The organism is Naasia sp. SYSU D00057 (assembly GCF_017916505.1).
In the GTDB taxonomy this organism is placed as follows: Bacteria; Actinomycetota; Actinomycetes; order Actinomycetales; family Microbacteriaceae; genus Naasia.
In genome coordinates, this window is record NZ_JAFMSZ010000006.1 from 142,529 (window position 1) to 148,561 (window position 6,033).

A 6,033-nucleotide genomic window follows, 5' to 3' on the forward strand; every position below is an offset into this window, starting at 1 on the left:
AGCCAGAGCAGGAGGCCCATGGGATCCGTCGCCGTCTTCGCCCCGTCCCCGCTCCTCACCGTCACGGTCGAGGAGGCGCCGACCGGTCCGGACCTGCACGTGCACGCCGGCGGCCAAGGGGTGTGGCAGGCCCGGATGCTGCAGTCGCTCGGCGCATCCGTCACGCTCTGCTCCGTGCTGCTCGGCGAGGTCGGCGACGTCGTCCGGCATCTCGTCGAGCGGGAGGGCATCCATCTGCGGGCGGTCGAGCGGGACGGGCGCGGCGCGGCCTACGTGCACGACCGGCGTGGTGGCGAGCGCGAGCCCGTCATCGAGACGCCGGGTGACGTGCTCACCCGGCACGACCTCGACGAGCTCTACAACCTCGCATTCCACTCCGGGCTCGAAGCGGACCTCACGGTGCTGTCGGGCCCGGCGGGCGACGTCGTCCTGCCGGCCGACACCTACCGGAGGCTCGCGGCCGACCTGCGGTCCGCGGGGCGACCCGTCGTCGCCGACCTCGCGGGCGAGCGGCTCGATGCGGTCGTGGCGGGCGGCCTCGCCGTGCTGAAGGTGAGCGACGAGGAGCTCGTCGACGACGGCCGGGCCTCCGGCACCGACGTCCGATCGGTCGTCGAGGCCATGCGGCGCCTGCGGGAGGAGGGGGCGGCGTGCGTCATCGTCACCCGCTCCGCAGAGTCGACGCTCGTGCTCGACGGCGGACGAATGCTCGAGGTGCGCGTGCCGGCGCTCGAGGTGGTCGACACCAAGGGCGCCGGCGACTCGCTCACCGCCGGGGTCGCCGCCGCCCTCGCCGACCGCGCGAGCATCGAGGACGCCGTCCGGCTCGGGGCGGCCGCGGGAGCGCTCAACGTCACGCGGCACGGACTCGGGTCCGCCCGCCCCGACGCCGTCAAGGCGATGACGAAGCAGGTCGAGATCCGGCCGTTCGACGGAGAGGACGCCGACCAGTGACGCTGCGCGCGCTCATCACCAACGACGACGGCATCGAATCGCCGGGCCTGGTCGCGCTCGCCGCGGCCGCACGCGACGCCGGGCTGGAGGTCGTGGTCGCCGCCCCCTCCGCCGAGGCGAGCGGGAGCAGCGCGTCGATCATCGCGCAGCAGGAGGACGGGCGGATCCGCTTCCGTCCCCGGACGCTTCCGGAGCTCGACGGCGCAGAGTGCTACTCGGTCGACGCGATGCCCGCGCTCATCGCGCTGCTCGCGGCGCACGGCACGTTCGGGAAGGTCCCCGACCTCGTGCTGTCGGGCATCAACCGCGGCCAGAACATCGGCCGAGTGGTGCTGCACTCCGGCACGGTCGGCGCCGCGCTCACCGCCGGGGTCAACGGCATCCCCGCCCTCGCGGTCTCACTCGACGTCGGCATCACCCCGAGCGAGCACAACTGGGCCACGGCGGCGGCCCTCGCCGGGAGGATCATCCCGCTGCTCGCCGACCAGGACCCGGGCACAGTGATCAACCTCAACGTGCCGAACGTGCCACCGGACGCCCTGCCCGAGCTCCGGGAGGCCCACCTCGCCCGCTTCGGCGTCGTCCAGACGACGCTGACCGAGCCCTCCGAGGGAGCGGTCCGGCTCGCGGTCGCCGATCCCGGTGCCTCCGACGATCCGGGAAGCGACGCCGCGTACCTCCTCTCCGGAATCGCGACGATCACGCGCATCCAGCCGGTCGACGACGCGCCGCTCGGCTTCCGCCTGCCCGACTGAGACCGCGTCGAGAAGGAGGACCCGATGGCCGACGTCGCACGATCCGCGTTCCCGATCCTCGTCTGGGACGACCTGCCCGCCCTCGCGGCCTTCTACCGGGACCTGCTGGGCGGTGAGGAGGTCTACCGCTTCCCGGAGGAGGGCGACCCCGTCTATCTCTCCCTCCGGCTGGGCGAGTCGAGCATCGGCCTCGGTTACGACCCGGATCCGCCCCGGGGCCGCCAGCGCGTCTCCGTCTGGGTCTACGTCGGCGACGTCGACGCCGTGGTGGCGGCCGCGGTGGCCGCCGGTGTCCCGGTGACCGAGGAGCCCGCGGACCAGCCATGGGGCGAACGGACCGCCCGCATCCAGGACCCCACCGGGGTGGACGTCATCCTCGGAGCGCCCCTGACCGGGTGAGCGGCGATCCGTGCGCACCTCCCCGAATCGGAACGGGGGACAGACGGGTACCGTTGAGGGGTGTCTTCTCCTGACCTGAACGGGCACGGCGAGGCCGCCCCCGCCGACGCTGCGCCCACCTTCTCCGACCTCGGACTCGACGACCGCGTGCTCAAGGCACTGAAGGACGTCGGCTACGAGACCCCCTCCGCGATCCAGGCCGCGACCATCCCCGTCCTCCTCGAGGGCCGCGACGTCGTTGGGCTCGCCCAGACGGGCACCGGCAAGACGGCCGCGTTCGCGCTGCCGATCCTCTCCCGCCTCGACCTCGCCCAGTCGACGCCGCAGGCTCTCGTGCTGGCCCCCACGCGCGAGCTCGCGCTGCAGGTCTGCGAGGCGTTCGAGTCGTACGCCGCCCACCTCCGGGGCGTCCGGGTGCTGCCCGTCTACGGCGGGCAGGGCTACGGCGTGCAGCTGTCCGCCCTCCGCCGCGGCGTGCACATCGTCGTCGGCACGCCGGGCCGCATCATGGACCACCTCGACAAGGGCACGCTCGACCTGTCCGAGCTCAAGTACCTGGTGCTCGACGAGGCCGACGAGATGCTGCGGATGGGCTTCGCCGAGGACGTCGAGACGATCCTCGCCGACACCCCCGAGACCAAGCAGGTCGCCCTCTTCTCGGCGACCATGCCGGCGCAGATCCGCCGCATCTCGGGCAAGTACCTGCACGACCCCGAAGAGATCACCGTCAAGACGACGACCACCACCTCGGCGAACATAACGCAGCGCTACCTGGTGGTCGGCTATCCGCAGAAGGTGGACGCCCTCACCCGCATCCTCGAGGTCGAGAACTTCGAGGGGATGATCGTCTTCGTCCGCACCAAGAATGAGACGGAGACGCTCGCCGAGAAGCTCCGCGCCCGCGGCTACTCGGCCGCGGCCATCAGCGGCGACGTGGCGCAGGCCCAGCGCGAGCGCACCGTCAACCAGCTGAAGGCGGGCAAGCTCGACATCCTCGTCGCCACCGACGTCGCCGCCCGCGGCCTCGACGTCGAGCGGATCAGCCACGTCGTCAACTACGACCTGCCGATCGACACCGAGTCCTACGTGCACCGCATCGGCCGCACCGGTCGCGCCGGCCGGACGGGCGACGCGATCAGCTTCGTCACGCCGCGCGAGCGCCGGATGCTGACCGCGATCGAGAAGGCCACCCGCCAGCCGCTGACCCAGATGCAGCTGCCGACCGCCGAGGACGTGAACGTCACCCGCCTCGCCCGGTTCGACGACCAGATCACCGCGGCGCTCGAGCAGACCGACCGCATCGCCCGGTTCCGCGACATCATCGGCCACTACGTCGACCACCACAACGTTCCGGAGGCTGACGTCGCCGCCGCGCTCGCCGTCGTCGCGCAGGGCGAGACGCCCCTGCTGCTCGACCCGAACGAGGACCGCCCGCAGCGCTTCGACCGGGACGACCGCGATCGGGGCGCCCGGGGCGACCGGGACCGGCGCGACGGCGACCGCCGCGACGGGGACCGCCGCGACGGGGACCGCCCCGAGCGGCGCCCGCGCCCCTCGAGCGGCCCCCGCACCACGTACCGCATCGAGGTCGGCCGCCGGCAGAAGGTGGAGCCGCGGCAGATCGTCGGCGCACTGGCGAACGAGGGCGGGCTCAGCCGCGAGGACTTCGGGGGCATCGACATCCGCCCCGACTTCTCGCTCGTGGAGCTGCCGGCCGACCTCTCCCCGGACACCCTCGACCGCCTGAGCGGCACGCGGATCAGCGGCAAGCTCATCCAGATGCGCCCCGATAGAGCACCCCGCCGGGACAAGGGCGACGGGGCGGGCCGCAAGCCGCGCCGCTGACCCCGCGCCGGCTCCTGCTCAGGAGACGGTCTCCTGCTGACGGGACGCGTGCTCGAGATCGCGTACGTCCCGCCCGCGGCGGACGCCGGTCTGAACGGTCGAGACGGCCAGGCCCCACAGCACGGCCGCGATCGCCCACAGGTCCCCCTCGGTGGCGCCGTCGCGGTCCGGATACGCGAGTGCGGCGACGCCGATGAGCCCGGCGGAGAAGCTCACCGCCACACGGAGCAGCGGGCGTCCGGGGCGCCAGACGGCGAGCGCCGCGGAGGCGAGCAGGATCGCCATCCCGGCCGCGGCCTGCACCGGCCAGTGGTCGACCCCGTTCGTGATCTCCGTGCCGGTGCCGAGCCGCGACTGCGCGAGCGCCGAGGCCGTGTACGGCAGCCAGAGCACGGCCCCGAGCACCGCGAGCACCAGGTACGGCCAGGAGATCCGCCAGTCCGCGCCGCCCCACGCCGGCCTCGTCAGCAGCGCCAGCCCGGCGGCGGAGGCGAGCACGACGACGGCGATCGGCAGGGGCTCCGGCTGACCTCCCGCGGCCGCTCCCGCCGCCAGCGCGATCCCAGCGATGCCGAGGGCGGCCAGGCCGGGCGCCGAGTCGTGCGGTCGGACCCCGATCCAGGCATAGCCGCCGGCGAGGAGGAACGTGAACAGGACGCCCCAGCTCACGTCGAGGGAGATCGGCCACTCCCAGCGCTGGTCGACCCAGCCGAACAGGGTGACGAGGTCCTGGATCCCGAAGTAGGGGACGGCCGCCACGAGGCAGAGCACCCACGCGAGTGCCCGGGCGATCCGCCGCCGCCGGAGGACAAGGGGACGAGGGGCCGCCGTCGCGCTCATGACCGCATGCTAGGGGCCGCTCCGACCCGGCGCGGGGGGAAGGGAGCAGGTGTGCGTTCCTGCAATCCCGAGCGGCCCGAGCCGGTCAGGACTGCACGACCGCCGTGGCGGAGGAGCGCCGGAGCGCCGCCCGCCGCCGCCCCTGCCGGATGAGCAGCACGGCGACGACGACCAGGGTGGCGAGCGCGACGAGCACGAGCGCCGGCAGCAGGATCGCGAAGATCACCAGGACGACGCTCGTCACGTCCTCGGCGGTGCTGAGCACGGGCGCTCCGATGCCCGCGAGCGCCGCGTTCGCGACCGCCCGGGTGGCGGCCTTCGCCAGGTGCACGAGGAGGGCGACGCCGATCCCCATCGCCACCGGCACCCAGCTGCCGGAGGCGAAGAACTCGCCGGGATCGGAGATCGCGGCCGTCTGGGCCGAGGTGCCCGACCCGAAGACGATCCCGCCGGACGCGGGCCGGACGACCGTCTGGACGATGTCGTTGAGGTGATCGACCGCGGGGACCTTGTCGGCGACCACCTCGATGGCGAGCAGCACGCCCACGACGCCCAGCACCCACTCGTTCTCGAGCCACGTCCAGCCCGCGGGCAGAGCGACGAGGTCGGTGAACCGCGACAGCAGGCCGAGCGCGAGCAGCGGGATGTACGCGTTGAGCCCCGCGGCCGCCGCGAGCCCGGTGCCTGCGAGTGCCTCCAGCATCGTGTCCTCCTGTGCTCATCCTCCCGGATCGGCGGGGCACCGGCGCAAGGGGGAGCGAGGCCGGTGGCAGGAGTCGGGGTGCGGGTGCAAGGGGTACCAGGCCGCCGCGCCACCGGGGGAGGATGCTCGCGTGCCAGAAGGGTCCGCCGTCCGCAGTGCGAAGCTCCTGTCGGCGGTGACCGACCTCCGCCAGGCGCTCGACCGCGCGACCCTGCCGCTCGACCTGCCCGGCAGCCGGGAGGCGCGCCCGGTCCGCCGCCGCCTGCTCGACCAGCTGGACGACTACGTGATCCCGCGCCTCGCGTCGATCGACGCCCCGCTGCTCGCCGTGGTGGGCGGGTCGACGGGCGCGGGCAAGTCGACGCTCGTCAACTCGCTGGTGGGCCGCGAGGTGAGCCAGCCGGGCGTGCTGCGGCCGACGACGCGGTCGCCCGTGCTCATCCATCATCCCGCCGACGCGACCTGGTTCACCGACCAGCGCATCCTGCCGGGCCTGTCCCGCGTCACCGGCGCAACCGGCGCCGACACGGGCGCCTG

General features: G+C 73.6%; 7 protein-coding genes. 5 read left to right on the forward strand and 2 right to left on the reverse strand.

Annotated features, from left to right (window positions below):
- Positions 1 to 18: 18 nt before the first annotated feature.
- Genes J3P36_RS15800 through J3P36_RS15815 form a run of 4 tightly spaced genes read left to right on the forward strand, consistent with a single transcriptional unit; the run spans position 19 to position 3,953 of the window.
- On the forward strand, positions 19 to 954 hold the full coding sequence (locus tag J3P36_RS15800; RefSeq protein WP_210509203.1) for a 1-phosphofructokinase family hexose kinase: 936 nt from the start codon (positions 19 to 21) through the stop codon (positions 952 to 954).
- Positions 951 to 1,709: a 5'/3'-nucleotidase SurE gene (gene surE, locus J3P36_RS15805; RefSeq protein ID WP_307807137.1), complete on the forward strand. Its 759-nt coding sequence runs from the start codon at positions 951 to 953 to the stop codon at positions 1,707 to 1,709. Before J3P36_RS15800 ends, surE begins: the two co-directional genes overlap by 4 nt.
- Before the next feature lie 24 nt (positions 1,710 to 1,733).
- Entirely contained in the window at positions 1,734 to 2,108 is a 375-nt protein-coding gene (locus J3P36_RS15810) for a glyoxalase/bleomycin resistance/extradiol dioxygenase family protein (protein ID WP_210509204.1), read from the forward strand.
- 60 nt (positions 2,109 to 2,168) lie between these two features.
- Positions 2,169 to 3,953, forward strand: a complete 1,785-nt coding sequence (locus tag J3P36_RS15815; protein WP_210509205.1) for a DEAD/DEAH box helicase — start codon at positions 2,169 to 2,171, stop codon at positions 3,951 to 3,953.
- Between the two features lie 18 nt (positions 3,954 to 3,971).
- On the opposite strand, the gene J3P36_RS15820 is transcribed toward J3P36_RS15815, so the two are convergent.
- Positions 3,972 to 4,793 carry a hypothetical protein gene (locus tag J3P36_RS15820; RefSeq protein WP_210509206.1) on the reverse strand — a complete coding sequence of 274 codons (822 nt, stop codon included), beginning with the start codon at positions 4,791 to 4,793 and terminating at the stop codon, positions 3,972 to 3,974.
- An 85-nt stretch (positions 4,794 to 4,878) separates the two neighbouring features.
- The gene (locus tag J3P36_RS15825) at positions 4,879 to 5,496 is read right to left on the reverse strand and encodes a DUF4126 domain-containing protein (protein ID WP_210509207.1); all 618 of its coding nucleotides are present in this window, start codon (positions 5,494 to 5,496) and stop codon (positions 4,879 to 4,881) included.
- Between the two features lie 130 nt (positions 5,497 to 5,626).
- On the opposite strand from J3P36_RS15825, the gene J3P36_RS15830 reads away from it, so the two are divergent.
- On the forward strand, positions 5,627 to 6,033 hold a 407-nt coding region (locus tag J3P36_RS15830; RefSeq protein WP_210509208.1), incomplete at its 3' end, for a dynamin family protein.